At 61.9% G+C, this 25,229-nt stretch carries 22 protein-coding genes; 12 read left to right on the top strand and 10 right to left on the bottom strand.

The features are described 5' to 3' along the window. Positions 1 to 29 precede the first annotated feature (29 nt). Positions 30 to 1,070 (top strand): NAD(P)/FAD-dependent oxidoreductase, encoded by a 1,041-nt coding sequence (locus ACKLNI_RS06475; RefSeq protein ID WP_413718236.1) that lies wholly within the window; start codon positions 30 to 32, stop codon positions 1,068 to 1,070. 51 nt (positions 1,071 to 1,121) lie between these two features. Here ACKLNI_RS06475 and ACKLNI_RS06470 read toward each other — a convergent pair whose 3' ends face one another. Next, positions 1,122 to 1,904 (bottom strand): HTD2 family dehydratase, encoded by a 783-nt coding sequence (locus tag ACKLNI_RS06470; protein WP_413718235.1) that lies wholly within the window; start codon positions 1,902 to 1,904, stop codon positions 1,122 to 1,124. Between the two features lie 163 nt (positions 1,905 to 2,067). Here ACKLNI_RS06470 and smc point away from each other — a divergent pair, with 163 nt between their 5' ends. Next, positions 2,068 to 5,523 carry a chromosome segregation protein SMC gene (gene smc / locus ACKLNI_RS06465; protein ID WP_413718234.1) on the top strand — a complete coding sequence of 1,152 codons (3,456 nt, stop codon included), beginning with the start codon at positions 2,068 to 2,070 and terminating at the stop codon, positions 5,521 to 5,523. Then, a complete protein-coding gene (locus ACKLNI_RS06460) occupies positions 5,513 to 6,274 on the top strand; it encodes a sulfite exporter TauE/SafE family protein (RefSeq protein ID WP_413718233.1) in 762 nt (253 codons plus the stop codon). Before smc ends, ACKLNI_RS06460 begins: the two co-directional genes overlap by 11 nt. Here the strand turns inward: ACKLNI_RS06460 and ACKLNI_RS06455 are convergent. After that, entirely contained in the window at positions 6,264 to 7,022 is a 759-nt protein-coding gene (locus ACKLNI_RS06455; protein ID WP_413718232.1) for a sulfite exporter TauE/SafE family protein, read from the bottom strand. The two genes, ACKLNI_RS06460 and ACKLNI_RS06455, sit on opposite strands and share 11 nt — an antisense overlap. A gap of 275 nt (positions 7,023 to 7,297) precedes the next feature. Between ACKLNI_RS06455 and ACKLNI_RS06450 the strand changes: the two genes are divergently transcribed. The 5 genes from ACKLNI_RS06450 to ACKLNI_RS06430 all read left to right on the top strand — a co-directional run bounded on the left by ACKLNI_RS06450 (position 7,298) and on the right by ACKLNI_RS06430 (position 13,595). Then, positions 7,298 to 8,305 (top strand): TAXI family TRAP transporter solute-binding subunit, encoded by a 1,008-nt coding sequence (locus ACKLNI_RS06450; protein WP_413718231.1) that lies wholly within the window; start codon positions 7,298 to 7,300, stop codon positions 8,303 to 8,305. Between the two features lie 66 nt (positions 8,306 to 8,371). Continuing rightward, entirely contained in the window at positions 8,372 to 10,477 is a 2,106-nt protein-coding gene (locus tag ACKLNI_RS06445; RefSeq protein WP_413718230.1) for a TRAP transporter permease, read from the top strand. Between the two features lie 139 nt (positions 10,478 to 10,616). Then, complete coding sequence (locus ACKLNI_RS06440; RefSeq protein ID WP_413718229.1) at positions 10,617 to 11,360, top strand: SDR family NAD(P)-dependent oxidoreductase; 744 nt, start codon at positions 10,617 to 10,619, stop codon at positions 11,358 to 11,360. Between the two features lie 4 nt (positions 11,361 to 11,364). Further along, positions 11,365 to 12,570 (top strand): acyl-CoA dehydrogenase family protein, encoded by a 1,206-nt coding sequence (locus tag ACKLNI_RS06435; protein WP_413718228.1) that lies wholly within the window; start codon positions 11,365 to 11,367, stop codon positions 12,568 to 12,570. Further along, entirely contained in the window at positions 12,567 to 13,595 is a 1,029-nt protein-coding gene (locus ACKLNI_RS06430; protein WP_413718227.1) for a phosphotransferase family protein, read from the top strand. The genes ACKLNI_RS06435 and ACKLNI_RS06430 overlap by 4 nt, the downstream gene beginning before the upstream one ends. A 4-nt stretch (positions 13,596 to 13,599) precedes the next feature. Here the strand turns inward: ACKLNI_RS06430 and rbsK are convergent, their stop codons facing one another. The 3 genes from rbsK to ACKLNI_RS06415 are packed head-to-tail and all read right to left on the bottom strand — an operon-like array spanning position 13,600 to position 16,075. Continuing rightward, on the bottom strand, positions 13,600 to 14,517 hold the full coding sequence (rbsK, locus tag ACKLNI_RS06425; protein ID WP_413718226.1) for a ribokinase: 918 nt from the start codon (positions 14,515 to 14,517) through the stop codon (positions 13,600 to 13,602). Between the two features lie 4 nt (positions 14,518 to 14,521). Further along, the gene (locus ACKLNI_RS06420; RefSeq protein ID WP_413718225.1) at positions 14,522 to 14,974 is read right to left on the bottom strand and encodes an RbsD/FucU family protein; all 453 of its coding nucleotides are present in this window, start codon (positions 14,972 to 14,974) and stop codon (positions 14,522 to 14,524) included. Positions 14,975 to 15,022: 48 nt separating this feature from the next. After that, positions 15,023 to 16,075, bottom strand: a complete 1,053-nt coding sequence (locus ACKLNI_RS06415; RefSeq protein ID WP_413718224.1) for an ABC transporter ATP-binding protein — start codon at positions 16,073 to 16,075, stop codon at positions 15,023 to 15,025. Positions 16,076 to 16,332: 257 nt separating this feature from the next. Between ACKLNI_RS06415 and ACKLNI_RS06410 the strand changes: the two genes are divergently transcribed. The 4 genes from ACKLNI_RS06410 (at position 16,333) to ACKLNI_RS06395 (ending at position 20,547) form a co-directional block, all read left to right on the top strand. Further along, positions 16,333 to 17,982, top strand: a complete 1,650-nt coding sequence (locus ACKLNI_RS06410) for an extracellular solute-binding protein (protein WP_413718223.1) — start codon at positions 16,333 to 16,335, stop codon at positions 17,980 to 17,982. Positions 17,983 to 18,069: 87 nt separating this feature from the next. Beyond that, positions 18,070 to 19,173: a carbohydrate ABC transporter permease gene (locus ACKLNI_RS06405; protein WP_413718222.1), complete on the top strand. Its 1,104-nt coding sequence runs from the start codon at positions 18,070 to 18,072 to the stop codon at positions 19,171 to 19,173. A gap of 1 nt (position 19,174) precedes the next feature. Next, the gene (locus ACKLNI_RS06400) at positions 19,175 to 20,092 is read left to right on the top strand and encodes a carbohydrate ABC transporter permease (RefSeq protein WP_413718221.1); all 918 of its coding nucleotides are present in this window, start codon (positions 19,175 to 19,177) and stop codon (positions 20,090 to 20,092) included. Continuing rightward, positions 20,092 to 20,547, top strand: coding sequence for an RbsD/FucU family protein (locus ACKLNI_RS06395; protein WP_413718220.1), 456 nt, complete (start codon positions 20,092 to 20,094; stop codon positions 20,545 to 20,547). The genes ACKLNI_RS06400 and ACKLNI_RS06395 overlap by 1 nt, the downstream gene beginning before the upstream one ends. Here ACKLNI_RS06395 and ACKLNI_RS06390 read toward each other — a convergent pair. From ACKLNI_RS06390 to ACKLNI_RS06370, 5 genes are read right to left on the bottom strand one after another with little or no spacing between them, the layout of a single operon-like run. Further along, positions 20,544 to 21,284 (bottom strand): creatininase family protein, encoded by a 741-nt coding sequence (locus tag ACKLNI_RS06390; protein ID WP_413718219.1) that lies wholly within the window; start codon positions 21,282 to 21,284, stop codon positions 20,544 to 20,546. The two genes, ACKLNI_RS06395 and ACKLNI_RS06390, sit on opposite strands and share 4 nt — an antisense overlap. A 4-nt stretch (positions 21,285 to 21,288) precedes the next feature. Continuing rightward, complete coding sequence (locus ACKLNI_RS06385; RefSeq protein WP_413718218.1) at positions 21,289 to 21,843, bottom strand: SIS domain-containing protein; 555 nt, start codon at positions 21,841 to 21,843, stop codon at positions 21,289 to 21,291. Further along, positions 21,840 to 23,339, bottom strand: a complete 1,500-nt coding sequence (locus ACKLNI_RS06380; RefSeq protein ID WP_413718217.1) for an FGGY-family carbohydrate kinase — start codon at positions 23,337 to 23,339, stop codon at positions 21,840 to 21,842. The genes ACKLNI_RS06385 and ACKLNI_RS06380 overlap by 4 nt, the downstream gene beginning before the upstream one ends. A 16-nt stretch (positions 23,340 to 23,355) precedes the next feature. Continuing rightward, on the bottom strand, positions 23,356 to 24,489 hold the full coding sequence (locus tag ACKLNI_RS06375; RefSeq protein WP_413718216.1) for a M42 family metallopeptidase: 1,134 nt from the start codon (positions 24,487 to 24,489) through the stop codon (positions 23,356 to 23,358). Then, positions 24,426 to 25,229 carry a BtpA/SgcQ family protein gene (locus ACKLNI_RS06370; RefSeq protein ID WP_413718215.1) on the bottom strand — a complete coding sequence of 268 codons (804 nt, stop codon included), beginning with the start codon at positions 25,227 to 25,229 and terminating at the stop codon, positions 24,426 to 24,428. The genes ACKLNI_RS06375 and ACKLNI_RS06370 overlap by 64 nt, the downstream gene beginning before the upstream one ends.

Raw genomic sequence — 25,229 nt, 5'->3', positions numbered from 1 at the left:
CGCGGCGACACTGGCAAGGAGCGGGGACCTTGGCAATGGCAGATCTCACTGTTCGGGGCGCCGGCATCTTCGGGCTGTCCATCGCCTGGGAAGCGCTGAAGCGCGGCGCCAGAGTGCGCGTCATCGACCCCAGGGGACCCGCCGCGGGGGCATCCGGCGGCGTGGTCGGCGCGCTTCAACCGCACACTCCCGATGTCTGGAACGTCAAGAAACAGTTTCAGCTCGACAGCCTCCTGATGGCCGAAGGATTCTGGTCCGAGGTCGAGGCTACGTCCGGCATCTCCTCAGGCTATGCGCGCGTCGGCCGGCTTCAGCCGCTGATCGACGAGAAGGCCGTCGTGATGGCCCGCGCCAGAAGCGCCGCCGCGGAAGCAAACTGGGGTGGCAAGGCGCAGTGGGAGGTCATCGACGCCGGGGCCGCCGGCGACTGGCGCCCGCCCTCACCGACCGGCCTCTACATCCACGATACCCTGTCCGCCATCCTGCATCCGCGCCACGCAACCGACAGCCTCGCCGCGGCAATCCGGGCGCGCGGCGGCGAAATCGTGACCGATGGCGACGACGCCGGCCCGGTCGTCTGGGCAACCGGCTGGCAGGGGTTGAAAGACCTTGGACAAGTGCTTGACCGTGATATGGGAAACGGCGTCAAAGGCCAGGCCGCGATCCTTCATTTCAACGCCGCGGGAAAACCCCAGCTGTTCGCGGAAAGCTTTCACATCGTACCCCACCTCGACGGCACCGTGGCCATCGGTTCGACCTCCGAACGGGACTTCGACACGCCTGACAGGACGGATCACCTTCTCGACGAGGTGCTTCACCGGGTCTCGGAACTGATGCCGGTCCTCAAGGGCGCGCGCGTCGTCGAACGTTGGGCAGGTGTGCGTCCCCGCGCCAAAAGCCGCGCGCCGCTTCTTGGCCCCTGGCCCGGCCGCGCGGGCCATTTCGTGGCCAATGGCGGCTTCAAGATCGGATTTGGCGTCGCGCCAAAGGTGGCGAAGGTGATGTGCGACCTCGTGCTGGAGAACAAGGACGGGATTCCCGACGGATTCCGCATCGAGCCTCTTGGCTGACAGCTTGCCATACACTTGGCATACGTTTTGCCGACGCTTTGCCGACCCGTCCTATTCCGCCGAGGCCGTCATGCAAAGCCGCCGCCCCGGCCCCTCGAGCCAATAACGGTTTCCCGTCCGGCACAGCCAGGCGACGTCACCGAGATACAACGGCGAGGTTGCGCGAAACTCGAAGAGTTTCAGAGACTTGCGCTCTGCTGCCATCATCGCCAGCGCGGTTGCCATCAACGGGCCATGCACGACAAGACCCGGGTAGCCCTCGTTCCGGCAGTACTCCAGGTCATAGTGGATCCGATGCGCGTTAAAAGTCAGCGCTGAATACCGGAAAAGCGTTATATTGGATAACTTTAGCGCCCGTCTCTCATCCGGCGTTTCACCCGCGACAGGCGCTTCGCCCCCCAGCGTCGTCGCCTCCCGATAGACGATATCCTGATCCTCCGTCAGCACCGCCTGCCCCCGCTGCCGCAGTTCATGGCGCAGCGTCACGAAAGCCAGCTTTCCGCTGCGCCCTTCCTTGCGCGCAACCCCCGTAACCCGCGAGAATCGCTCGGCATTTACGCCCGCTCTGAACGGCGCGTGCAGCCGCAGGCGCCCACCTGCCCACATGCGAAGCGGCAGGCCAAGATCGGGTATCAGTCCGCCCAGTTTCGGATGCCCGTCAAGCGCCAGGTTTTCCTCGGTTTTCCGCGACCAGAAGAAGGCATGATGGGCGAACGGCGGCAATTCCTGACCTACCTCGACATCCACGTCCAGGCCAAGGGTGGCCAACAGCGCACCGGCCCGTGCTGGATCGATCCGATCGCCGATCCGTTCTTCTGTGGCATGTTCAGTCATTGCGCGGGACGCTAGGACCGCAAAGGCGCTTTGACAATCACCGGACCGCAATATCTTGTGGATAACTGCCGATCTGCCCACCTCCCCTTGCGGGATAAGTTGACTCTCGGAACGAAGACCGCAAGATCGTCGGACCCGGAATCAGCTGAGGCGAGCAGAGCCCTTGCGTTTCACGAAACTGCGCCTGAACGGCTTCAAAAGCTTTGTCGACCCGACCGATCTCGTGATCGCGGACGGGCTGACAGGCGTGGTCGGGCCGAACGGTTGCGGCAAGTCGAACCTGCTGGAAGCATTGCGCTGGGTCATGGGCGAGAACCGACCGACCGCCATGCGCGGTGACGGGATGGAGGATGTGATCTTCGCCGGAGCCGCGACGAGGCCCGCGAGGAACTTCGCGGAAGTCGCTCTTTTTCTTGATAATTCCGACCGCCTGGCCCCTGCCGGGTTCAATGACAGCGATACGCTGGAAATCGTCCGGCGCATTACGCGCGACGCGGGATCGGCCTACAAGGTAAACACCAAAGACGTCCGCGCCCGGGACGTGCAGATGCTGTTCGCCGACGCCTCAACCGGCGCGCATTCCCCCGCGCTTGTTCGTCAGGGGCAGATCAGTGAGCTGATTAACGCCAAACCGAAGTCGCGCCGCCGGATTCTGGAAGAAGCCGCAGGGATTTCAGGGCTTTATCAGCGCCGACACGAGGCCGAACTGAAGCTGAAAGGCGCCGAGACCAACCTTGCGCGCGTCGACGACGTGATCGAGCAACTGGCCTCGCAGCTGGCATCGCTGGCCCGCCAGGCCCGGCAGGCTGCGCGCTACCGCGAGATCGGAGGTCAGCTGCGCCACGCCGAAGGTCTGCTGCTGTACCTGCGCTGGCGAGAGGCGGAAAACGCCCGCATCGCTGCGGAAGCAGAGTTGGCCGAGCGCGTCCGCACCGCCTCCGAAGCTGAACGCCACGCGCGCACGGCGACCGGAAACCGCGCAAAAGCCGAAGAAGCGCTGCCGCCTCTTCGTGAAGAGGAGGCGATCGCCGCAGCCGTTCTGCAACGTGTCCAGGTCCAGATCGGCGCGCTCGACGAACAGGAGGCCCGTGCGCTCAAGACCATCGAGACGCTGGAGGCGCGCATTGCGCAACTGGACCGCGACATGGAGCGCGAGGTCGCTCTGAACACGGATGCAGGTGAAACCCTTGAAACCCTGAGCTCGGAAGAGGCCGGACTAGTCGCGGCCGGCGACGGCCACGACGACGCCCTGGAAGCAGCTTCAGCCGAGGCGCATGACGCAGCAAGAGTACTGCAGAACCGCGAAAACGACCTGTCCCAGTTGACCGAAGACGTGGCCCGCCTCGCAGCGCGTCACCAATCAGCGGAACGCCTGCTGGAAGATGCCCGAACGACGCTTGCCCGCAACGAGGAAGGCGAAGCAAAGGCGGCCGCAGAGGCAAAAGCCGCGACCGAAGACCTGAAGTCGGCCGAAGCGGCCTTCGCAACTGCCGAAGTGGCGCTTGCCACCGCGAGCAGTGCCGCCGCTGCCGCCGAAGAGGCGCTGGTCGCGGCCGACGATGCCCGCGAGGCGCATCAGACCCGCGAGGCCGAGGCCCGCGCGGAACGCTCCTCGGCGGAGGGCGAGGTCAAGGCGCTTCAGGCCGAGGTGGCAGCTCTGGCCAAGCTGGTCGATCGTGACACCGCCGAGGGCGGGCAAGTCATGGACCTGCTGACCGTAAAATCCGGGTACGAAAAGGCTCTGGGCGCGGCACTGGCAGACGATTTGCGCGCGCCCGCCATCGACGACGACGGAGCGTCGGGCTGGGCTTCGCTTCCGGGCTACGCAAAGCCGCAGTCTTTACCGTCGGGCGTCGCGGCTCTGACCAACTTTGTGAGCGTACCCCCGGTGCTGGTCCGCCGTCTTGGTCAGGTCGGTCTCGTCGACCGAAAGGACGGCCACCGTCTTCAGAAAGACCTGTTGCCCGGTCAGCGGCTTGTCAGCATTGAGGGCGACCTCTGGCGTTGGGACGGGTTTCGCGCCGGTTCCGGAGATGCGCCATCGGCAGCCGCGCTTCGTCTTGAGCAGTTGAACCGTCTCGAAGCTCTGAAGCAGGACCTGGAACGCGCGACGGCGCGCGCCGACGGCGCATCGCGCGGACACCAGCATCTCAAGAACGAACTGGAACGTTTGACCTCTGCCGTCACAGAAGCCCGCGAGAAGCGGCGCGCGGCAGATCACGCGCTTGCCGAGGCGAACCGGGCCTTGAGCCGCGCCGAAGCCGACAGGAATATCGCGCAGGGCAAGCGGGAGTCGGCCGAAATGGCGGTCAGCCGCCATGCGGATGAGGCTACGGCAGCACGGGGTCGGCTTTTGGAAGCGGAACGCGGACTCGCCGATCTTGACGACCTGGACGCGCTCCGCGCTACAGCCGAGGATACCAAGGTCACGGTGGAAGCGGCGCGGATCACGATGATGGCGCGGCGCACAGCCCACGATGAACTGAAACGCGAAGGCGAAAGCCGCGCCCGACGCCTCGCAGAGATCGAGCGCGAGCGCGCCACCTGGTCATCCCGCCTCGAGAACGCCGGCACACGGATGACGGAACTCAGTGAGCGTCGGACGGTCTCGGAAGGAGAGCTGGACGAAGCCCGCGCGGCCCCGGACCGGATCGCGGCAGAACGCGAGAAACTGGCCGACGCCCTCGGAACGGCGGAAGAGCGGCGACGCATGGCGGCCGACGCACTGGCCGAGGCCGAGACTGCTGAACGCGATGCCAAGGAGGCCGAGCGGGAGGCGGAACGGAAAGCTTCTGAGGCCAGAGAGAAACGCGCCGCCACCGAAGCCCGTGCCGAGGCCGCGAGGGAAAGCGTGGCACAGGCTGCCGAAAGGATCAGCGAAGAACAGGAAACGACACCCGAGGCACTGCTGCAGCAACTTGACGCCGACCCCGAGGCGCTGCCATCCGCCGAGAAGATCGAGGCCGAGGTTTTGCGGTTGCGCCGTGCGCGCGACGCCTTGGGCGCTGTCAACCTCCGCGCCGAGGAAGACGCCCGAGAAGTCGAGGCCGAACATGGCTCCCTCGTAACCGAGAAGACCGATCTCGAAGAGGCCATTCGTGCCCTGCGCTCCGGCATCGCAAGCCTGAACAGAGAAGGCCGCGAACGGCTGCTCACCGCCTTCGAGCAGGTCGACAGCAATTTCTCGATGCTGTTCAAGCATCTGTTCGGTGGAGGTGAAGCGAAGCTGGTACTCGTCGAGAGTGACGATCCGCTGGAAGCGGGCCTGGAGATCATGTGCCAGCCGCCTGGCAAGAAACTTGCCACGCTCTCGCTTCTTTCGGGCGGCGAGCAGACCCTCACGGCGCTCGCGCTGATCTTCGGCGTATTCCTTGCAAACCCCGCGCCGATCTGCGTGCTGGACGAGGTGGACGCGCCGCTGGACGATGCCAACGTCACCCGGTTCTGCGACCTTCTGGACGAGATGTGCCGCCGCACCGAAACCCGGTTCCTGATCATCACGCACCATGCGGTCACTATGGCACGGATGGACCGCCTGTTCGGCGTGACCATGGGCGAACAGGGCGTCAGCCAGCTTGTTTCCGTTGATCTTAAGAAGGCCGAGGCGCTTGTGGCCTGAAGTCCTTGCGACGCTGCCGCCCTTGTGGATGATCGTCGGCGCCTTCCTGATCGCGGGAACGGTCAAAGGGATCGCGGGGGTCGGTCTGCCAATGACGGCCTTGGGCATCCTGACACTTCAGACGGATCCTCGCACGGCAATTGCCTTGGCCATCGCTCCGATTCTCACGGCGAACCTGTGGCAGTTCCTGACCGCGGGCGGCGCGATTTCGGCGATCAAGCGCTATCTCCCCTTCGTCGTCGTGATGATGATCGGGATCATTGTCACGCTGACCCTGACGGCCAGCGCAAGCCCCGCATTCCTGTTTGGCGTGCTTGGAGCGACGATCATTCTTTCGGTGGCGTTGAACCTGACCAGATGGGCACCGAGAATACCGGACAGCGCGGATGTCCCGTCGCAACTCGGGTTCGGAGCGTTGGCGGGCATCCTCGGCGGTCTCGTGTCGCTGTGGCTTCCAGCGGTTCTCGTCTATCTCTCGGCGCGCCAGGTCACCAAGGAGGAGTTCGTACGAGCAACCGGATTGCTTCTCTTCTCCGGCAGCATTCCCCTTGTTCTCGGCTTCTGGCGCGAAGGGTTCCTGACAGGTCCGATCGCCTGGGTTTCGGCCGGAATGCTGGTGCCGACCCTCCTTGGCATGTGGGCCGGCTCCCGTCTTCGGCACCGCCTCTCGGAGCAGGATTTCAAGCGCGTTCTGATGTTCGTTCTGATCCTGATCGGCCTGAATCTCATTCGCCGGTCGATCACTGGGTAAGCGACCCGAACCCTTGCCAGATCAGACGCAGCGAGATCAGGACAAGAACGACATCAAGCGCGCGTTTGAAGCCCGTGTCCGTCATCCGCACTAGAACGTGCCGGCCAGCCACCGTCCCGAGAAACCCGGTCGCGATCATCGCTACGAGGAAGAAAATCCACGGGCCGAAGGCAAAACCGAGAATACCGAAAACCACGATCTTCAACCCATGTTGCAGCGTCATGAGGGCTGCATGTGTCGCAACATGAGCATGGCGCTCAAGCTCCAGCGACTTGGTGAAGGTTGCGACAAATGTTCCTGTCGCGCCAAAGAACATGGTCAGAAAACTGGAAATCGCCCCGGTCAGCCAACCGTGGCGTCCCAACCATGACGGCGGTCGCGCGAGAACGCTGAAAATCACAAAAGCGCCGACGCCGATCAGCACAAGTCCGGGCGGCAGTTCCACGGCAACCAGCCCACCAAGTGCAACGCCGAGAAATGATCCAATGCCGAATGCCAGTACCGGCTTCCAGACCACATACCCCCGAAGCAGGATGGCCCTGAAGACGTTCGAGCCCAATTGAACAACACCATGAACGGGGATCAGTGCAACTGGCGGAAGGAAAGTGGCCATCACGGCAAGCAAGAGACCTCCGCCCCCGATACCCAGAGCCACGGTGATGAATGAAGCAACGAAGCTGGTTGCCAGAAGCCCACCACCGACCGCAACCCCAAGTTCGGGGGGGAATATCAAAGAGAAGAAGTCCATTCTTCGAGAATTACGGGATTCCGGGTCCGTTTGAACTGGAAAACACCCCTTTCAACAACGACCGTGTGATTATCTGCACATGTGAAACCAATAAACGTGTAGCAGCGTACCCACGGGGTAACCACATTGCCCTGTTTGCGCAAACAGTTCCATTTGCGGGGTTGCCGCCAAGGAGATCACGGAGAAAACTGGGGGCGGACGCCTGAGCAAGGCACCTTGATACATCGTTTTCCGAACTAGTTTTCGGAGACACATGGTCAAAATGGGAGGACCTAATGAAAGCTTTTAGAACAGCCGCACTCGCGGCTGCCGCTGCTGTATCGTTCGGCACGGCGACTCACGCAGAAGAAGCCAGCTACGTCTTGGCGACAGCATCGACCGGGGGAACCTATTACCCTGTAGGCGTCGCGCTTTCGACGCTGGTCAAAGTGAAACTCGAGCCCGGCGAGAAGATCGGCATGTCGGCGATCTCGTCGGCCGGTTCGGGCGAGAACGTCCGACTGCTTCGTGAGAACGAGGCACAGTTCGCCATTCTTCAGGGTCTCTTCGGCTCTTACGCCGCAACCGGCACAGGCCCGGTTGCCGAAGCTGGCCCACAGGAACAAATGCGCTCGGTCACGATGCTTTGGCAAAACGTCGAGCAGTTCATCGTGTCGAAGGACGCCGCCGGTGATGGCACGGTGTCCGCGCTTGTCGACCTGAAGGGCCAAGGCATGGCGTTGGGCGCGCAGAACTCGGGCACGATCGGCTCCAACCGGACCCTTCTGGCCGGGCTGGGTGTGAACATCGAGGAAGACTACGAGCTTGTCTTCGGCGGTTATGGCCCGTCGGTCGAAGCCCTTCAGAACGGACAGGTCAAGGGCGTCGGCATTCCGGCGGGTGTTCCCACCGGCGCGATTTCGCAGCTGATGGCGGCCGCTGGCGACAGCGTAACCCCGCTTCAGGTCACGGACGAGCAGATGATGGCCATGGACGGCGGTCGGAACCTCTGGACCCGTTTCGTGATCCCGGCCGGCACCTATCCGGGGCAGGACGCTGACTGGAACACCATCGCTCAGCCGAACTTCCTGGCGACGAATGCGGATGTCTCGGAAGAGAACGTCTACATGATCACCAAGACGATCTTCGAGAACCTGCCCTTCCTTCAGGCAATCCATCCGGCAACCAAGGCCATGGCCCTTGAAAACGCGATCGCCGGCCTGCCGGTTCCGCTGCACCCGGGCGCGGCGAAGTTCTACCAGGAGCAGGGCGTCGAGATTCCAGAGCGCCTGATCGCGAAATAAGACCTTCATCTCTCCGGCCGGGACTTACCGGCCGGAGACACCAAGAACATACCGGGGGAGGAACCTGTGGCCGAGGACAACGAAACCCGGGGACAGGATGAGGCACGGCGCGAATTCAGCGGCGCCGGCGAAATGGCGCTCCACATTCTTTGCTTCGTCATATCGGTGGGCCACATATACGTCGCCTTCGACCCGATCATCTCCGAGCTGCAACGCAACGCCTATCACTTTGCCGGTTTTGCCTTTCTCGCCGCGGCCTACAATCCGATGTTCACGGGGCGGATCCGCAGCCGTGGGATGCTGATCTTCGACCTGACGTTCGGAACCCTGGTAGCCGCCGCTGCGATCTATCTGCCTGCGGCCGAAACCCCGATATATGACCGCGGCGTCAACCTCATCTGGCTTGATTGGGTCGCCATCGCTCTGTGCGTGATTGGCGGAATCGAACTGACCCGCCGGATGACCGGGATAGTCATCCCGATCCTTGTCATCCTGTCACTGACCTATGTCGGCCTCTGGGGGGCATGGATCGGCGGTGTGTTCAGTTTCCCCGGCCTTTCATGGGAAACCATCGCGTTTCGATCGATCTTCGGTGACGATGCCATGTTCGGCACCATCGCGCGGATTTCCTCGACCTACGTGTTCCTCTTCATCATCTTTGGAGCCTTCCTCCTTCGCTCCGGTGCTGGAGATTTTGTCATCAACCTTGCGCGCGCCGTGGCCGGCCGCATGGTCGGCGGCCCGGGCATCGTCGCGGTGATCGCCAGCGGACTTACGGGCACGATCTCGGGCTCAGCCGTCGCCAATACCGCGTCGACCGGCGTGATAACCATTCCCCTTATGAAAAAAGCGGGCTTCAAGCCTACCTTCGCAGGCGGTGTCGAGGCTGCCTCGTCGACCGGCGGACAACTGATGCCACCTATCATGGGCGCAGGCGCCTTCGTGATGTCGACATTCACGCAGATTTCCTACGAGAAGATCGTCGCCGTCGCGGCGCTTCCTGCACTTCTCTATTTCCTCTCGGTCGCTTTCTTCGTCCGCATCGAGGCGCGCCGGCTGAACCTGCAGCCCATGCCTTCAGATGGCGAGACACTGGGTTCGGCATTCCGCAAGGGTGGTGCCAGCTTCGTCATCCCGATTGCAGGGCTGATCACGATGCTGGTCATGGGCTTCACCCCGACCTACGCTGCCGTGTTCGGCATTCTGGCCGTCATCGCGTCCAGCTGGCTGACCGAAAACCGCATGGGGCCAAAAGCCGTGTTCGAGGCACTCGTGATGGGCGCCAAGGGCATGATGATGACTGCCGTGCTTCTCTGCACCGTCGGCATCGTCGTCAATGTCATCTCGACCGCGGGCGTTGGCAATACGTTCAGCCTGATGATCGCCGGCTGGTCCGGCGGCAACCTGCTGATCGCCATCGTGTTGATCGCCCTCGCCAGTCTCGTCCTTGGCATGGGCCTGCCTGTGACCGCGGCCTACATCGTTCTGGCCACGCTGTCGGCGCCTGCCTTGGCGGGCATGATCTCGGACCGCGTTGTCATCGACGCTCTTGCAGCCGGCACTCTTGCCGAGCCCGCAAAAGCCGTTCTGATGCTTGGCGCGCCCGAACACATGGCAGCTTTCGCGGCGCCGATGTCCGCTGCAGACGCGGCGGCCATCATCGGAGGCCTTCCTCTCGAAGTCGCGGCTCCCTTGCGCGAGCTTGTGGTTCCGCCCGAGGCGGCGGTAACCGCGATCCTGACGGCGCATATGATCATCTTCTGGCTGAGCCAGGATTCGAACGTAACGCCACCCGTGGCCCTCGCATCATTTACGGCAGCAGCAATAGCCAAGGCTCCGGCCATGGCGACGGGCGTGGCCAGCTGGAAGCTGGCCAAAGGTCTTTATATCGTTCCGATCATCATGGCCTACTCGCCGTTTCTTTCCGGAGACTGGCTGGTCGCGCTTGAAATCTTCTTCTTCTCGATCTTCGGCATCTATGCGCTCGCGGCCGCGATGCAGGGCTGTATGGAACGCCCCATAGGCTGGATCGAGCGCGCGATCATCGCAGTCGCCGGTGTCGCGTGCCTCTGGCCCGGAAATCTCATGATCGACATCGCCGGCGCCTTGGCGGTCATTGGTTTCCTGATTTTCAATATCAGGAAGCCGATGCCGAGCGCGGAGCCGACCTGAGCTGGTACGGGAAGAAGACAATCGTCCGAACCGGGCTGCGGACAGGGCAAATTCAGGCTGCATCCGCCGGAACTGATCGCTAGGATCCAGAAGAAGCACCTACGTCCAAAAGAACAGGACAGAGTGACGGGAGGGTCGAATGGAACTTTCGGTTGCAGGCAAGCGCGCGCTGGTCACGGGCGCCTCAAGTGGGCTCGGCCTGCACTTCGCGGAACTGTTGGCGCGATCGGGTGCGTCGGTGACGCTCGCCGCGCGGCGCAAGGAGCGCATTGCCCGTGCCGCCGAAAGCCTTTGCAGTCAGAACCTTGAAGCAGAGAGTGCGACCCTCGACGTCACCTCTCCGGATAGCGTTGCAGCCCTTTTTTCCCGCTCGAAACCCTTCGACATCGTGATCAACAACGCCGGCATTACAGGCGAAGGGTCGGCGATGGACATGAAGATCGAACAATTCGAGGACGTGATCGCGACAAATCTCGCGGGCGTCTTCTCCGTGGCCCAGGCCGCGGCACGGTCAATGAAGGCGCACGGTGGTTCGATCGTGAATATTGCCTCGATCCTTGGGTTGAGGGTGTCCGGGCACGTGTCGGCCTATGCCGCCTCCAAGGCCGGCGTCATTCAACTGACCAAGGCGCTTGCTCTTGAATGGGCGCGTTACGGAATTCGAGTAAACGCGCTCTGCCCCGGGTATATCGAGACACCGATCAATTCGGCCTTCTTCGCTTCCGATGCTGGAACGAGGCTTGTTCACCGAATACCTCAGCGTCGTCTTGGTACGCTGGAAGACCTGAATGGCCCGCTTCTGTTGCTTGCGTCGGATGCTTCGGCCTACATGACCGGATCGGTCATCGCCGTCGACGGCGGCCATCTTGTTTCAGGACTGTAGCTCCATGGACTTCACGATTTCCGCCGACGTCGCCGTCCTGAGAGACCAAATCGAAGAATTCGTCGAGACACATCTGATCCCGCTGGAATCCGACGCTTCCGCCTATGACGAGCACGAAAACATCGCTCTCCCCGTACTGGAGAAAATGCGCGAGAAGGCCCGCAACGAAGGTCTCTGGTGCCTGCAACTCGACCCCGGCAATGGAGGGCGCGGCCTGAACAAGGTTGGCATGGCGGTTTGCTACGAGGCGATGAACCGCTCGATATTCGGACCCGCCTGCTTCAACAGTGCCGCTCCCGACGACGGAAACATGATGGTGCTGGAAGCGCTCGGCACCATAGCTCAGAAGCGCCGCTGGCTTGATCCGATCGCCAGGGGCGAAGTGCGTTCCGCGTTTGCCATGACCGAGCCGCATCCGGGAGGCGGGTCGGACCCGGGCATGATGCTGACGACAGCGACGCGCGATGGAAGCGACTTTGTCGTCAACGGGCACAAGTGGTTCATCACCGGGGCCGGAGAGGCAGCGCATTTCATCCTGCTGGCCCGCACATCGGAAGACGCCCGGCGAGGCCACACCGCATTTCTGTTCCACAGGGACGATCCGGGTTGGGAAATCACGCGGCGGATTCCGATCATGGGCCCGGAGGAACACGGCGGACATTGCGAATTGCGTTTTGACGGCCTGCGTATCCCCGAGCAAAACATCCTTCTGGACGTGGGCCGAGGTATGAAGGTCACCCAGACACGGCTAGGACCGGCCCGTCTGACGCATTGCATGCGCTGGCTGGGATTGGCGAAGCGCTGCGTCGAGATCGCACAGGACTATGCTGCGGTGCGCGAAGGTTTCGGCGTGCGGTTGGCGGACCGCGAAACCGTTCAGGTCATGCTGGGAGACCTGGCCATGCAGATCGAGACCGGGAGACTGCTCGTGATGAAGGCTGCGTGGGAAATCGACCGCGGCGGTTTCGCCCAGAAGGAAATCTCGATGGCCAAGATCCATGTCGCCAACCTGCTGCACAAAGCCGCTGACGTTGCGATCCAGATCAATGGCGCGCGCGGATATTCACGCGATACGGTCTTGGAATGGATCTATCGCTACGCCCGGCAGGCACGGCTTGTCGATGGCGCGGACGAAGTCCACAAGATGATCCTGAACCGGCATCTGGCCGATCAGGGCCGTGATTTCTATCGCTGGGACACGGCAGAATGACCGAGACCGACTTCGACCCGCAGGCGCTTCGCACCCTGCTGGCCAATCTCGTGGGACCCGACGACGGCAGGTTCGCCCTCACCCGCATTGCGGGCGGTCAGTCGAACCCGACCTATTTCCTGGATTACGGCGACCGCAACCTCGTCCTGCGCAAGCAGCCGAATGGTCCGATCCTGAAAGGTGCGCATGCCGTCGACCGTGAATATCGCGTGCTATCCGCGCTCGCTCCCACGGATGTACCGGTGCCGAAACCGGTTCTCTTCCACGACGACGCCAGGGCCATAGGTACGCCCTTCTATCTGATGGAACGTGTGGAAGGCCGCATCTTCACCGATACGTCGCTTTCAGACCTGCCGCGGGACAGAAGGCACGGGATCTGGATGACCGTTGCAGATACCCTTGCCGCCATGCACCGCCTGAGGCCCGATGAAGTCGGGTTGAGTGACTACGGGCGACCCGGTTCCTACTTCGAGCGGCAGATCCGGCGATGGGACGGCCAATATCGCGCCTCCCCCAGCGGTCCGCTTCCCGAGATCGAAGAGGTCCATGCATGGCTGGTGGAGCAGATGCCGCCGGATGACGGCCTCGTTTCGCTCTGTCATGGAGACTTCCGGCTGGGAAACCTGGTCTTTCACCCGGACGAGGACCGGGTCGTGGCGATCCTCGACTGGGAACTGTCGACCCTCGGACATCCACTTGCCGACCTCGGGTTCTGCGCAATGCCGTGGCATTCGACACCCCACGAGTACGGCGGCCTTCTGGGCAAGGACCTGACCGCACTCGGCTTGCCAACCGAAGGCGAGTTCGTCGGCCGCTACATGACATCCGCTCCGTTCGATGCGCCGCTCTTGCCGTTTCACAAAGCCTTCGCGCTCTACCGGTTCGCCGTCATCTTCGTCGGCATTGCGGACCGCGCCAAAGCGGGAACCGCGGCAGGCGACAAAGCCGAAGGACTGGGTCCGCTGGCTCTGGCTTTCGCCCGTCGCGCACGCGAGGTCGCACTGGATCTACCGCACGCCCTCTGAGGCTTCACTTCGCCAGAAGCGCGTCGATCTCGGCCCGCGACGGCATTGAAGGGGCCGTGCCGGGACGCGTGACGGAGATCGCTGCAGTCGCACATCCGAACCGGACAGCGTCAACCGGAGTCCTGCCCTCGGACAAGGCTACGGCAAATCCGCCATTGAACGCGTCACCGGCGCCGGTGGTTTCCACGACCGGCCCCGCATTGAAGGGCGGCACATGCGCGCTGGTCTCGCGGTCCATGTAGAACGCCCCGTTCTCGCCGAGCGTGATGACCGCCGCGCCAACGCCCATGTCGAGAAAGACTTCGGCCGCACGTCGCGCATCGTCGAGCGTGGTCACAGCCACTCCCGTTATCCCCTCTGCTTCAGACTCGTTTGGCGTGACGAAGTCGCACATCGCCAGCATCTCGCGCGCCACTTCCGCAGCAGGCGCCGGGTTGAGAATGGTCCGAGCCCCGCCAGCCTTGGCAATCTCAAGCGCCCGATGCGCCGCTTCCATCGGTTGCTCAAGCTGCGTGATGAACACCGAGGCCCCACCGATCAGGTCCCGCCGCGCCTCGACATCTTCGGCTGAAATCGTACCGGCAACCCCCGGACAGATGATGATCGCGTTGTTTCCCGTAGCCTCTTCAATAAAGATGTAGGCGGCGCCGGTGTAGCTGTCGTCATGTTGGCTGACGGCAGGTTTCACACCCGCGTCGTTCCAGATCGAGAAGGCGAGGTCTGCGAACGCGTCTCTTCCCAACTTGGAAACGAAATGCACCTCACCGCCTGCCCTTGCCGCCGCCACGGCCTGGTTCGACCCCTTTCCACCTGGCCCCAGCGCGAAGGAATTGCCAAGAATCGTTTCGCCCATGCGCGGCGGACGATCCGCGCGATAGGCGGTGTCGGCGACGAAAACCCCAAGTATCGCAATGTGGCCCATCAGCTTACTCCTCTGGCGGGATCACGCCCTTGCGGAACATGAAACACCCGTAGAACCGACGCTCCCCGGTTTGAATAACCGCATAGGCGTTCTTTGCGAGATCATAAAACGCAAACCGCTCCACGCTTATCATCTTGCGGGGCTGACCCTCCGCAGCGTCCACGGCAGCCTGCACCTCCTGCTGGACAGGCGGAACTTCATCGGGCGCCCCGACGATTTCCATCCTCGCGGCGAAATCATCAACGAACGTGTCCAAAGGAAATACTGACAGGATTGCTTCGGCGGCTTCTCCGGTGGTGATGTTCTCCATCCGCAAAAGATCGCCATGAACAGTCTGCTGCGCGATTGAATCCGACGGGAAATTGGTATCGGCGACAATCAGATAGTCTCCGTGCCCCATCGCGCGCAGCACGTAAAGAACGTCCGCGTTCAGGCGCGGGTCAATGCCCTTCAGCATGGTATATCCTCCCTTCGTCCGCGGCGACCGGTTCTGCCGCGAAATATTCTAATTCAGTCGTTCGCCGCTTTCGCTGTCGAAAAGGTGCACGCGGTCCGTCGCTGGTGCGAGATGGATCTCCTGGCCCGGAGAAAGCGGGTGACGCTCCCGGAAGACCGCAACGATATCGACCTTCCCCATCCGACAGACAACATGAGTTTCCGAACCTGTCGGCTCGACCACCGAGACTGTCACCTTGAGACCTGCATCGGAAAGAATCAGATCCTCGGGCCGGATCCCAAAAACCACGCTTCGTCCGTTCCCCAACTCGCTTACGTTCGGGACCGAGACAAGCGTGCCACCTGCTTCGATACCACCGGTGCGCACAGTACCCTCAATAAGGTTCATCGAAGGCGAGCCTATGAAACTGGCCACAAAACGGTTCGCGGGCCGGTCATAAAGCTCCAGCGGCGCACCGATCTGCCGGATGTAGCCATTTTCCATGACAACGATCCGGTCGGCCATGGTCATTGCCTCGATCTGGTCATGGGTGACATAGACCGTGGTTGTCTTCAGGCGCTGGTGCAACTCGCGGATCTCGGCACGCATCTGAACACGTAGCTTTGCATCGAGGTTCGAAAGCGGCTCGTCGAAAAGGAAAACTTCGGGATCGCGAACGATGGCCCGCCCCATGGCCACACGCTGGCGCTGTCCACCGGACAGTGCGCGGGGATACCGATCGAGATAGGGTGTCAGGCCCAGGATTTCGGCAGCCTGGTTCACACGCCTGTCAATCTCCGCCTTGTCCATCTTCCGCATCCGAAGCGCGAAGGCCATGTTCGAGCGTACGGTCTTGTGTGGATAGAGCGCATAGTTCTGAAACACCATCGCGATGTCCCGTTCGGATGGCGGCACTCCGTTCACGACCCGGTCGCCAATCGCGATCTGACCGGAAGTGATCCCTTCCAGCCCGGCGATCATGCGAAGAAGCGTGGATTTCCCGCAACCGGACGGACCTACCAGCACAACGAACTCCCCGTCGGGGATCGTGAAGTCCATTCCATGGATAACTTCGACCGAATCGTAGGCTTTCCGCACATCGCGGATCTGAACTTCCGCCATGGACCCCTCTTCCCTGTTTGCCGCCCACGATAGTCGAGCGAATTCGATCCTGTCCATCACCTCTTCGCACGGCTTCCGCACAATTCACCGCCGCGCTTGACAGGTTCGGGTGACGTGGTGTCACCTTGGCTTAGGGCGAGGGCCAGATCGGTCCCCGACGGTAGACAAGCTAAGCATTGGGCAGGAATCGATCCGATAGAGAACGAGCCCAACTTCGCGCTGGCACCGTGTCACCCGTGAACATGGGAGGATATCTTATGAGACCAGAAATCTACAATTACATGAAGCGGACCGGAAAGCTGCGTCGGCGCGATGTTCTGAAAGGAATCGGCGCGACAAGCACGATGGCAGCTTTCGCGGGCGTATCGACCGGTGCGAGTGTCCGACCTGCATGGGCAGCGGCACATGGGAATCTGCGGGCAGAAATCTTAAAAATTCCCGGTGTAGGCATGGGATCGCCCACCGATGCGGACTGGCAGAAAGTCGGTGAGATGTGCCTTGGCCCCATCAAGGAGGTCGTCAGCGAGGGCGAGTTCGCCGGAGTCGAACTGACCTTCATGGGGCTGAACAACCAGAACCTGCATAACTTCCTGTTCCGCGGCTTCCTCAAGCCTTGGGAGGCGTACACCGGCGCCAAGATCAACTGGATCGACCTTGCCCAGGCCGACTACAACGCCCGCCTTCAGCAATCGATCGCGACCGGAACAGTGGATTTCGACATCATCGAGATGGGCGCGCCATTCGAAGGAGACGTTCTCGGTCGCGGAATGGCATCTGTAATGCCCGACTGGGTCAAAGACGTAATCGATATGGATGATTACGTTGACTATCTGAAAGCGCCTGTCGGAACCTGGGACGGAAAAACCTACCGAATCTCAATTGATGGCGACTGCCATACCTTCGCATATCGCACCGATTACTTTGGCGAGGGCTCGGTCACCGGGCGCGACGTGCCGAAGACCTGGCAGGAAATCAACGAGATCTCGCTGGCGCTGAAAGGCCAGACCGATCCGCTGACCGGTCTCGACGCACACGGGTATCTCGACCCGCTTAAAGGCTGGGGCGGCTTCGGCTTCTACTTCCTGGAAAACCGCGCCGCGGCCTACGCCAAGCACCCAAGCGACCCGGCCTGGCTGTTCGATCCCGACACGATGAAGCCGCGCGTGAACAATCCCGCCTGGGTGCAGGCGATCCAGGACGTGATGGACCTGATCGCAGCTGACGTCTACCCAGCCGACCAGATCAACGCCGACCCGGGCACCACGGCCTTCCAGCAGTTCCTTGCGGGGACAGGCTCCATGCTGATGTGGTGGGGCGACGTTGGCTCGAACGCACGCACCTCGGACACCTCGGTCGTGGGCGATGTCGTCGGCTTCGGGATCAACCCGGCCTCCGACCGCGTTTACAACTCGGCAGCAGGGGCTTGGGAGAACACCATGAACGAAGCGCCCAACATGGCCTATCTGGGCTGGGGCGTCTACGTCATGGCAACAGTCGACAGCGACTCCAAGCGTCAGAAGGCCGCGTGGTCTGCTGCCGCCCATCTCGGCGGCAAGGACCTCTCGCTTTGGGCCTCGGCTTATCCGTCGGGCTTCCAGCCCTATCGGAACAGCCACTTCCAGTACGACGAGTGGGAAGAAGCTGGGTATGACCGCGCTTTCATCGAGGACTACCTCGGCTCGAACGCGGACAGCTACAACCACCCGAACGCGGCCCTTGAACCCCGCATCCCGGGCATCTTCCAGTACTACTCGGTCGCCGAGGACGAACTGGCCAAGGGCTTTGCCGGTCAGTACGGCTCGGCCCAGGAAACCGCGGATGCGATTGCGGCGGCCTGGGAGAACATCACCGACCAGATCGGCCGAGAGCAACAGATCGAGCTCTACAAGGCCTCTCTGGGCCTCTAACAGGGTGTCGCCGCGCCCTCGGGCGCAGCGATCCTCCGGTGGGCTTGCCCACCGGACCCCACACATTTTTCCGGGAAGAAAGACAGGATGAGCGCTGGAGACCTGCTTCACGTCGTGACCGACGACACGATCAGCGAGTCGCGGAAACGTCTTGGAAAAGCGTTGATCTGGGGCTCCTTCGCGGCGATGGTCGCCGCTTTCGCCTTTTGCGCTCTGGCCGCGCGCGGCACCGTCAGCGTCGAACTCGAAAACTGGCGCCCGGCGCTCTACGGCTACCTGGTCTGGGCAACCTGCCTCTGCATCGCCCAGGTCGTCGTGAAAGGCGAACAGGGCAAACGCACGCTCTTCATACTGCCCGCGACGCTCTTCGTCGTCGCGATGGTGATCTTCCCGCTGATCTTCGCCCTGACACTGGCGTTCTCGAACTGGAACCTCTCGGCTTTTGATGGCCCGCAGTTCAACGGATTGGATAACGTCCGGCAGATGTGGGCCGACCCGTTCTACTGGAATGCCCTGAAAAACATGGTCTGGTATACGCTGGCGATCCTAGTGGAATACGCCATCGCCTTTGGCCTGGCGCTGATCCTGTCCAGCCAGATCAAGGCGCGGAAGTTCTTCCGCGTCGCATTTCTGTTGCCCTTGATGTTGTCGCCCGTGGCAGTGTCCTGGATGGTCGGAAAGTCCATGCTGGAGATCAGGTTCGGCCCGATCTCGCGCCTTGCCCGCTGGCTGGGCTGGGACAGACCCGCCTTCTTTTCAGACCCGGAAATCGCGCGGTTCATGATCATGGCGATGGACGCCTGGACGTTCATTCCCTTCATGATGATCATGCTACTGGCAGGCCTTCAGGCAATCCCGCGCGAAGTTCAGGAAGCCGCAAAGGTGGACGGAGCCAGTGGCTGGCGCGGCTTCTGGGAGGTGACCTTTCCCCTGATGCTGCCCGTGTCGCTGACGGCGATCCTGATCCGCATCATCTTCAAGCTGAAGCTGGCCGATATCATCATCAACGTCACCTCGGGCGGTCCGGGCGGCGCAACGGACTCGGTCACCAGTTTCATATTCCGCGAATACCGGGATCGGTCCAACGTGGGCTACGGAACGCTTCTGGCGCTGTTCTACCTGGTGCTGATCGTCCTTGCGATCACCGTCTTCATGAAACTCGTCGATCGCTGGATGAACCCGAGGTACTGAGATGGCAGAGCAGATATTCCATGACCATCCCACCGATCACGGTCACACGGCCAAATGGTACGCCAGCCGGATCGCGATTTACGGCATACTGATCTTCTGGACGATCGTCTGTCTCTTCCCGATCTATTGGACCATCACGACCAGCTTCAAACTGGCGCCAAACGTGATGCAGGGCCACATGGTTCCCTTTGTCGACTTCGAGCCCGCATGGAAGGGCTGGGAATCGCTTGGCCTGTCACCCCGCCTGATCGGGCAGGAATCGACGGTGCGCGAGGAATTCATGAAGCGCTTCACGAATTCGGCGATCACGTCGGTCTCCGCCTCACTCCTTGCGGTCATTCTCGGAACGACGGCCGCCTACGGCCTCTCGCGCTTCCGCTACAAGTTCGGGTTCATGCGAAACCCCGACATCTCGTTCTTCTTCCTCAGCCAGCTGATCTTGCCGCCCGTGGTTCTGGCCCTGCCCTTCCTGGTGCTCTACCGCTCGCTCGATCTGCTGGACACGCGGATCGGGCTGATCCTGCTCTACACGCTGACGGTGCTTCCCATCGTCATCTGGATCATGCGCGACCAGTTCCAGTCGATCCCGGTCGAACTGGAAGAGGCTGCACTCGTTGACGGCCTGTCGATCTGGGGAGCGTTCCTGACCATCGTCCTGCCGATCGCATTGCCAGGCATGGTCGCAGCCTTCATCCTGTCGCTTGTGCTGACCTGGAACGAATATTTCTTCGCAGCCCTTCTGACCTCTACCGATGCCAAGACCCTGCCCGTCATGGTCGCCAGCCAGACCGGCAGCCAGGGGATCAACTGGTGGGCGATGGCTGCACTGTCGACAGCTGCGATCCTGCCGCTGATCGTCATCGGCGTCGTTCTGGAGCGTTACATCATCAAGGGCATGGCTGCCGGTGCGGTGAAGTAATGCTGAAAGGCATAGACCAGCGTCTCTCCGCCGAGATCGTCCATGCGCTGATGCTGATGGGGCATGGCGATGATCTTCTGATCTGCGACGTGAACCATCCGGCCGTCACCATCGCCAAAGAGACGACCTACGGAAGTCTGATAGTTATGGCCGGCTGCGACATTCCCACCGGGGCTGCGGCGATCCTTACTTTGATGCCGCTCGACACCTTCGTGGAAGCACCGGTCACACGTATGGAGGTGGTCGGCAACCCCGGTGCGCGGATGCCGATCTTCGATCGGATGCAAGGCGTTGTCGACGCGGCGGAAGGACGACCGGTTACCATGCAGTCGCTTGAGCGTTTCGCGTTCTACGACGCTGCCAAGCGTGCCTTCTGCGTCATTCGCACATCCGACAGCGGACCATACGGATGCTTTCTGCTGAAGAAGGGCGTCATCGACCTTCCGCCGCTCTAGACCAGCACGCGGCGGAGATGATCGAGGATCATCGCTACACCCTTTTCGCCCAGTTCCCCCGAGGCGTCGCGCGCAGTCTCAGTATACCAGCCCGTGTTCGCGTCTATTCGCCCGGCTTCCACCGCTTCGGGTGCGAGAGCCATCATCAGCGAGGTCTCTCCGACGCCCGCATGATCGAAGGGATATTCTGCGACGATTTCTGATGTCATCAGCGGATGCACCCTGATCCAGTTGAACGGATCAGTGCCCGTTTCGTGCTGCGCATAGTAATCGCGCATGTCGTTCCGTCCCCACCAGCCCTCCCCCCTCTCGGCTTCCAGGAACCGGAAGACCGCCTGCCGCCCCGCGAACCGAAAAGCGAGATCCGTGGGCATCCCCGCGATGAAGTTCTCGGATTGGTGATGGATAATGCCGTGGATATTCCGGAAGCCGATACGCAAGAGGCCCATGAACATCTCCTCGGCGAAGGGCGCGATTTTGCCCGCATCGACATGCAGTGAGCCCGTGCCCTCGGGACCTTCCACAGCATAACTGGCTGCGCCGTAGTAGAATGGCGGAAGGATCACGAGGTCCATTTCGCGCTCCAACCGGTCCAGAACGCGTGTTACGGCCAGCGTATCCATGCCCACCGCCATATGCTCTCCGTGGTATTCCAGAACACCAAGCGGAAGCACGACCGGCGTGTTCGCGGCGATCGCGGCACGGATTTGGTAGGGCAGCATCATCTCGAACCGCATGGCGTCACTCCAGGTTCGTGTGGCGCGCACGCATGGCCTCGGGCGTGACGGCAAGGCGATCGCGCAGTCCAAGCACCATGATCTCGAACAGCAGGAACAAGGCTCCCTCGAAAACCGAACCCATCGGAAGGACCGAAGTAACCCCTTTGCCCTGATCACTGGCCATGGTCTGGGCAGGAATGGTCAGCACACAGTTGGCCAGTGACGCACTGGGAGTTTCAGGTACAGCGGTCAGGAACACAACGTCCGCCCCCGCGTTGCGGGCAACACGCATGAGCGCCGTGACAGTGGCCAACTCGCCGGGTCCGGCCGAGACGATCAGAAGATCCCCGGTTCCGACCGGAGGCGTGGCCATGTCGCCCTGCATGGCGACGTCCAACCCCAGATGGTGAAGCCGCATCGCGAAACCCCGGAGTTGCAAGCCCTCGCGCCCGCAGCCGTAAAGCACGATCCGCCGGGCATTGGCGATCATGTCCATTGCGGCGTGCATCTCGCGAGGGTCGATGCGATCCGCAACCGCGCCAAGCTCGCCCAAAGCCGTTTCAAAGTTATTGCTCATTCGGGCACGCTCAACTGGGCGGCAATGTCCTTTGTCTGCTCGTAGAGCCGGCGAAACAGGGCATAGTGTTTCTCATGCGCCGCCGTGCGTTCCGGCTCGATACTCTCGACCGCCGGGTTCCAGACAGCGATATCCTCCGGTTCCGCTGCACCGACGGCGATCGCCGCGATCAGCGCATCGCCATAGCTGGCCCCCACGGTCTTTTCGCTCACGATCTGGGGTACACCGCCGAAATCCGATGTCGCCTGCAGCCACAAGGCATTCTTGGTGCCGCCACCCACTGCCAGAATGCGGTCTGGCGCTGCGTTCAGATCACGGTAGGTTTCGATCACATGGGCCGTTCCCATGGCAATGCCCTCAATCAGGGCGCGGTACATGTCTCCCCTTGTGTGCGTCAGGTTCAGACCGAAGAACGCACCCTTAGCCTTGGGATCGTGTATGGGTGTCCTCTCCCCCGAGAAATAAGGCAGCATGATCAAGCCGTTCGCCCCTGGACGCGAAGCGGCGGCCTCCTCGGCCAGTTTCGGAAAGGCGTCCTCGCGGGAAAGCTCCCGCGCGAACTGGTCGCGGAACCAATGCGTCAGCGTTCCGCTCGTTGCCAGGCCTGCCATAGAGGCATGCTGTCCCGGCACCAGCCAAGGCGCATACCAGAGCCGCGAGTCTCGGACCGGCGCTTCTGTCACCTGGATGATGAAGATGGTCGAGCCGTACATCATCATCATGTCGCCCGGGCGGCGCACACCGACGCTCACGGCTTCAGCCGCCGCATCTATCGTCCCGCAGGTCACGGGCGTTCCTTCGGCTAGTCCGGTTTCCGCCGCTGCCGCCGCAGTCACCTGTCCGGCGATCTCGGTGCTCCAGAGCAGTTTCGGCAAGCGATCCAAGGGAATGATGCCCTTGGTCAGCCCCTCCGTCCAATCCAGTTTGCCAACGTCGTACAGCGGAGAAAAATTGGCGGCGGTGTAGTGATCGATAACGTATTCACCGGTGAGACGATGTGTAATGAAACTCGTCGAGCTCAGAACCTTTGCCGTCTGCGCGAAGATCTCGGGATGCCGTCGCCTGAGCCACAGGATCTTCGGCCCCACCGATTGCGAGGTCAGCGCATTGCCACATACCTCCAGGATAGCCGCTTCACCGATCTCGGCATTCAGGTCCGCGATCTCTCGCTCAGCCCGAGTATCCACTCCGTAAAGCACACCGTTCATCAACGGTTTGCCATCGGCGCCTACCGGCAGCATGCACGGCCCGATTGCCGAGGTCGCCACCGCCACGATCCCGGCCGGATCGACCCCGCTTTCCGTCAGCAGTCGGCGAATGATCCTGACGGTATCGCCCCACCAATCTTCTTCTGGCCGGTGTTCGGCCCATCCGGGTTGCGGCACCAGCATCTCGTGGGGATGCGCGGCCTGAGCGATGATCGCGCCCGTCGCGACGTCGACGAGAACGCCTTTCGACTCGAATGTGCCGATATCGATCCCAAGCGTATAGGCCATGAACCCCTCCGGTTGTTCAATCTCGTGAAAGGCTGAAGTCCGGTCCGATCCGGGACAGGGCGGCGACCAGGAGGTCGCGCAAAGAGTCGAGATCACGGATATCGACGACTTCCTGCGAGGAGTGCGAGTACCGCATGGGAAAGCCGACATCGATGGATGCCACACCCTCTCCGACAAGCTGGACATAGGACAGGTCGGTCAGCACACCGGTCTGTGCGCTGCGCTGAAGCCGGATCCCTTCCGCATCGGCAGTCGTTTCGAATAGACCCACCATGGCGGGATGCGGGATGACACCATTCAACGTGCCGCGCCCGTGGAAACTGTAGAGGCTGATCCCTGGCCCGCCGCCCAGAACCATCTCTCCCCGGTCGCCCATGTCCGGGGTGTCGGTGGCAAGCATCAGATCGACCTGGATCGCGATGTCGGGCATCAACCGCTGCGCCAAGGGTTGCGCTCCACGCAAGTTGAACTCTTCAAGCGTCGTGAAGGCCACATGAACGGTCGGGCCATTCGCCCGCCGCGAGAGCGCGCGAGCGACATCGATCAAAACGGCGCAGCCCGCTCTATCGTCAATCGCCGGACCGGTCAGTCGATGTGCCCCAAGCGCGGAGGAACCGGGAGCGTAAACGACAGGCGTACCGATCTGGATACCGGCGGCAGTGACCTCGTCACTGCTCTCGAACCCGCAGTCGACATAGAGGTCCGGGTAGCGGACGACCGTGTACTTCTCATCGGGTGTCGTCGCATGGTGGCTCTTGTTCGCGATGATGCCGCGCACGTCCCGCCCCTCTCCAACGCAGACAAGAACCTCTTGGCTGGCCAGAGCGCGTTCAGGCACGCCGCCCAGGCGTTCCAGGCGCAGGAAACCATCGGCTTCGATCTTGCGGACGATGAAACCGAGCTGATCCATATGCGTGAACAGCAAGACGCTGGGCCCCGTACCTTCGAACGTCGCCCAAAGATTGCCAAGGCGATCACTCTCAGTGGAAATCGGTGAAAGGTGCTTTGCGATCTGGCGACGCACCCTGTCCTCATGGCCCGACAGACCGGGTACCGACATCAGGTCGCTCACTAGCTCGCGGATGTTCATCTGGCAGCCCTTGCCCTGTCCATGAAATCCTTCGCGCGATCGGGATCGATCGCGTTCCATGTGTCGCCGTCAATCTTCAACGCCGATCCCACGATGCAACCATCCGCAATCCTCAGAACCTCCGCCACCGTCGCGTGCTTGACCCCGGTATTCGCCATCACGGGCGTTCCCGGAAGGACCGCCTTCACCGCCTCGAGGTCTTCCATTCGGGCAGCTTCGCCTGTGATCGCCCCCGAGACCAGAACGGCATCGGGGATGGAGGAGAACACAGCAGATCGAGCCCGGTCCGCAAGCGGTCGCCGGTCCAGGCTATCGGCAAACTCAGCCGAAACATTGTAGAGCATAACAAGATCGGATCGCCCCAACCTGTCGCGATAGCGCATGGCCTTGCCCGCATCCGGTGTCCAAGGCCCCATGTCCGAAGCATAGGTTCCCGTGAAAATCTCGCGGCAGAAGCCGGCACCGGTCGCGGCGGCCAGCGCAACGGTCGACATCGGATCCCAAAGAACATTGACACCGAACGGCACGGTGATCTCGTCGCGAAGCTTGCCTATCACGTAGGCCATCGTGGCTGTCGACGCCCTGTCGACGTCAAATTCATAGGGCCGGTCGTTTTCGTTCCCGAACATCACCGCATCGAAACCGGCGGCTTGCAAAGCCTGCAGATCGGCGCTCGCGTTCGCGACCAATGCATCCAGACCCGCTTCTTTGTCGTGAAGCGGCGATCCGGGCAAGGCGCCCAGATGGACCATTCCAATGACTGGCTTCGCCACACCAAACAACGCTTGAAATCGTGTCAT

Source organism: Silicimonas lutimaris (assembly GCF_047314965.1).
Lineage (GTDB): Bacteria > Pseudomonadota > Alphaproteobacteria > Rhodobacterales > Rhodobacteraceae > JAVJUV01.
The sequence above is the reverse complement of the archived record's forward strand: the minus strand, read 5'-3'. Positions and strand labels throughout refer to the sequence as shown.

Bases quoted from the DNA above. Each gene is read 5' to 3' on its own strand.
- ACKLNI_RS06410 (WP_413718223.1), top strand. From the start codon at position 16,333: ATGAGACCAGAAATCTACAATTACATGAAGCGGACCGGAAAGCTGCGT.
- ACKLNI_RS06390 (WP_413718219.1), bottom strand. From the start codon at position 21,284: ATGCGGTTCGAGATGATGCTGCCCTACCAAATCCGTGCCGCGATCGCC.
- ACKLNI_RS06435 (WP_413718228.1), top strand. From the start codon at position 11,365: ATGGACTTCACGATTTCCGCCGACGTCGCCGTCCTGAGAGACCAAATC.
- ACKLNI_RS06385 (WP_413718218.1), bottom strand. From the start codon at position 21,843: ATGAGCAATAACTTTGAAACGGCTTTGGGCGAGCTTGGCGCGGTTGCG.
- ACKLNI_RS06405 (WP_413718222.1), top strand. From the start codon at position 18,070: ATGAGCGCTGGAGACCTGCTTCACGTCGTGACCGACGACACGATCAGC.
- ACKLNI_RS06470 (WP_413718235.1), bottom strand. From the start codon at position 1,904: ATGACTGAACATGCCACAGAAGAACGGATCGGCGATCGGATCGATCCA.
- ACKLNI_RS06420 (WP_413718225.1), bottom strand. From the start codon at position 14,974: ATGCTGAAGGGCATTGACCCGCGCCTGAACGCGGACGTTCTTTACGTG.
- ACKLNI_RS06455 (WP_413718232.1), bottom strand. From the start codon at position 7,022: ATGGACTTCTTCTCTTTGATATTCCCCCCCGAACTTGGGGTTGCGGTC.
- ACKLNI_RS06430 (WP_413718227.1), top strand. From the start codon at position 12,567: ATGACCGAGACCGACTTCGACCCGCAGGCGCTTCGCACCCTGCTGGCC.
- ACKLNI_RS06370 (WP_413718215.1), bottom strand. From the start codon at position 25,229: ATGACACGATTTCAAGCGTTGTTTGGTGTGGCGAAGCCAGTCATTGGA.
- ACKLNI_RS06440 (WP_413718229.1), top strand. From the start codon at position 10,617: ATGGAACTTTCGGTTGCAGGCAAGCGCGCGCTGGTCACGGGCGCCTCA.
- ACKLNI_RS06400 (WP_413718221.1), top strand. From the start codon at position 19,175: ATGGCAGAGCAGATATTCCATGACCATCCCACCGATCACGGTCACACG.
- ACKLNI_RS06380 (WP_413718217.1), bottom strand. From the start codon at position 23,339: ATGGCCTATACGCTTGGGATCGATATCGGCACATTCGAGTCGAAAGGC.
- ACKLNI_RS06375 (WP_413718216.1), bottom strand. From the start codon at position 24,489: ATGGAACGCGATCGATCCCGATCGCGCGAAGGATTTCATGGACAGGGC.
- ACKLNI_RS06450 (WP_413718231.1), top strand. From the start codon at position 7,298: ATGAAAGCTTTTAGAACAGCCGCACTCGCGGCTGCCGCTGCTGTATCG.
- rbsK (WP_413718226.1), bottom strand. From the start codon at position 14,517: ATGGGCCACATTGCGATACTTGGGGTTTTCGTCGCCGACACCGCCTAT.
- ACKLNI_RS06395 (WP_413718220.1), top strand. From the start codon at position 20,092: ATGCTGAAAGGCATAGACCAGCGTCTCTCCGCCGAGATCGTCCATGCG.
- ACKLNI_RS06415 (WP_413718224.1), bottom strand. From the start codon at position 16,075: ATGGCGGAAGTTCAGATCCGCGATGTGCGGAAAGCCTACGATTCGGTC.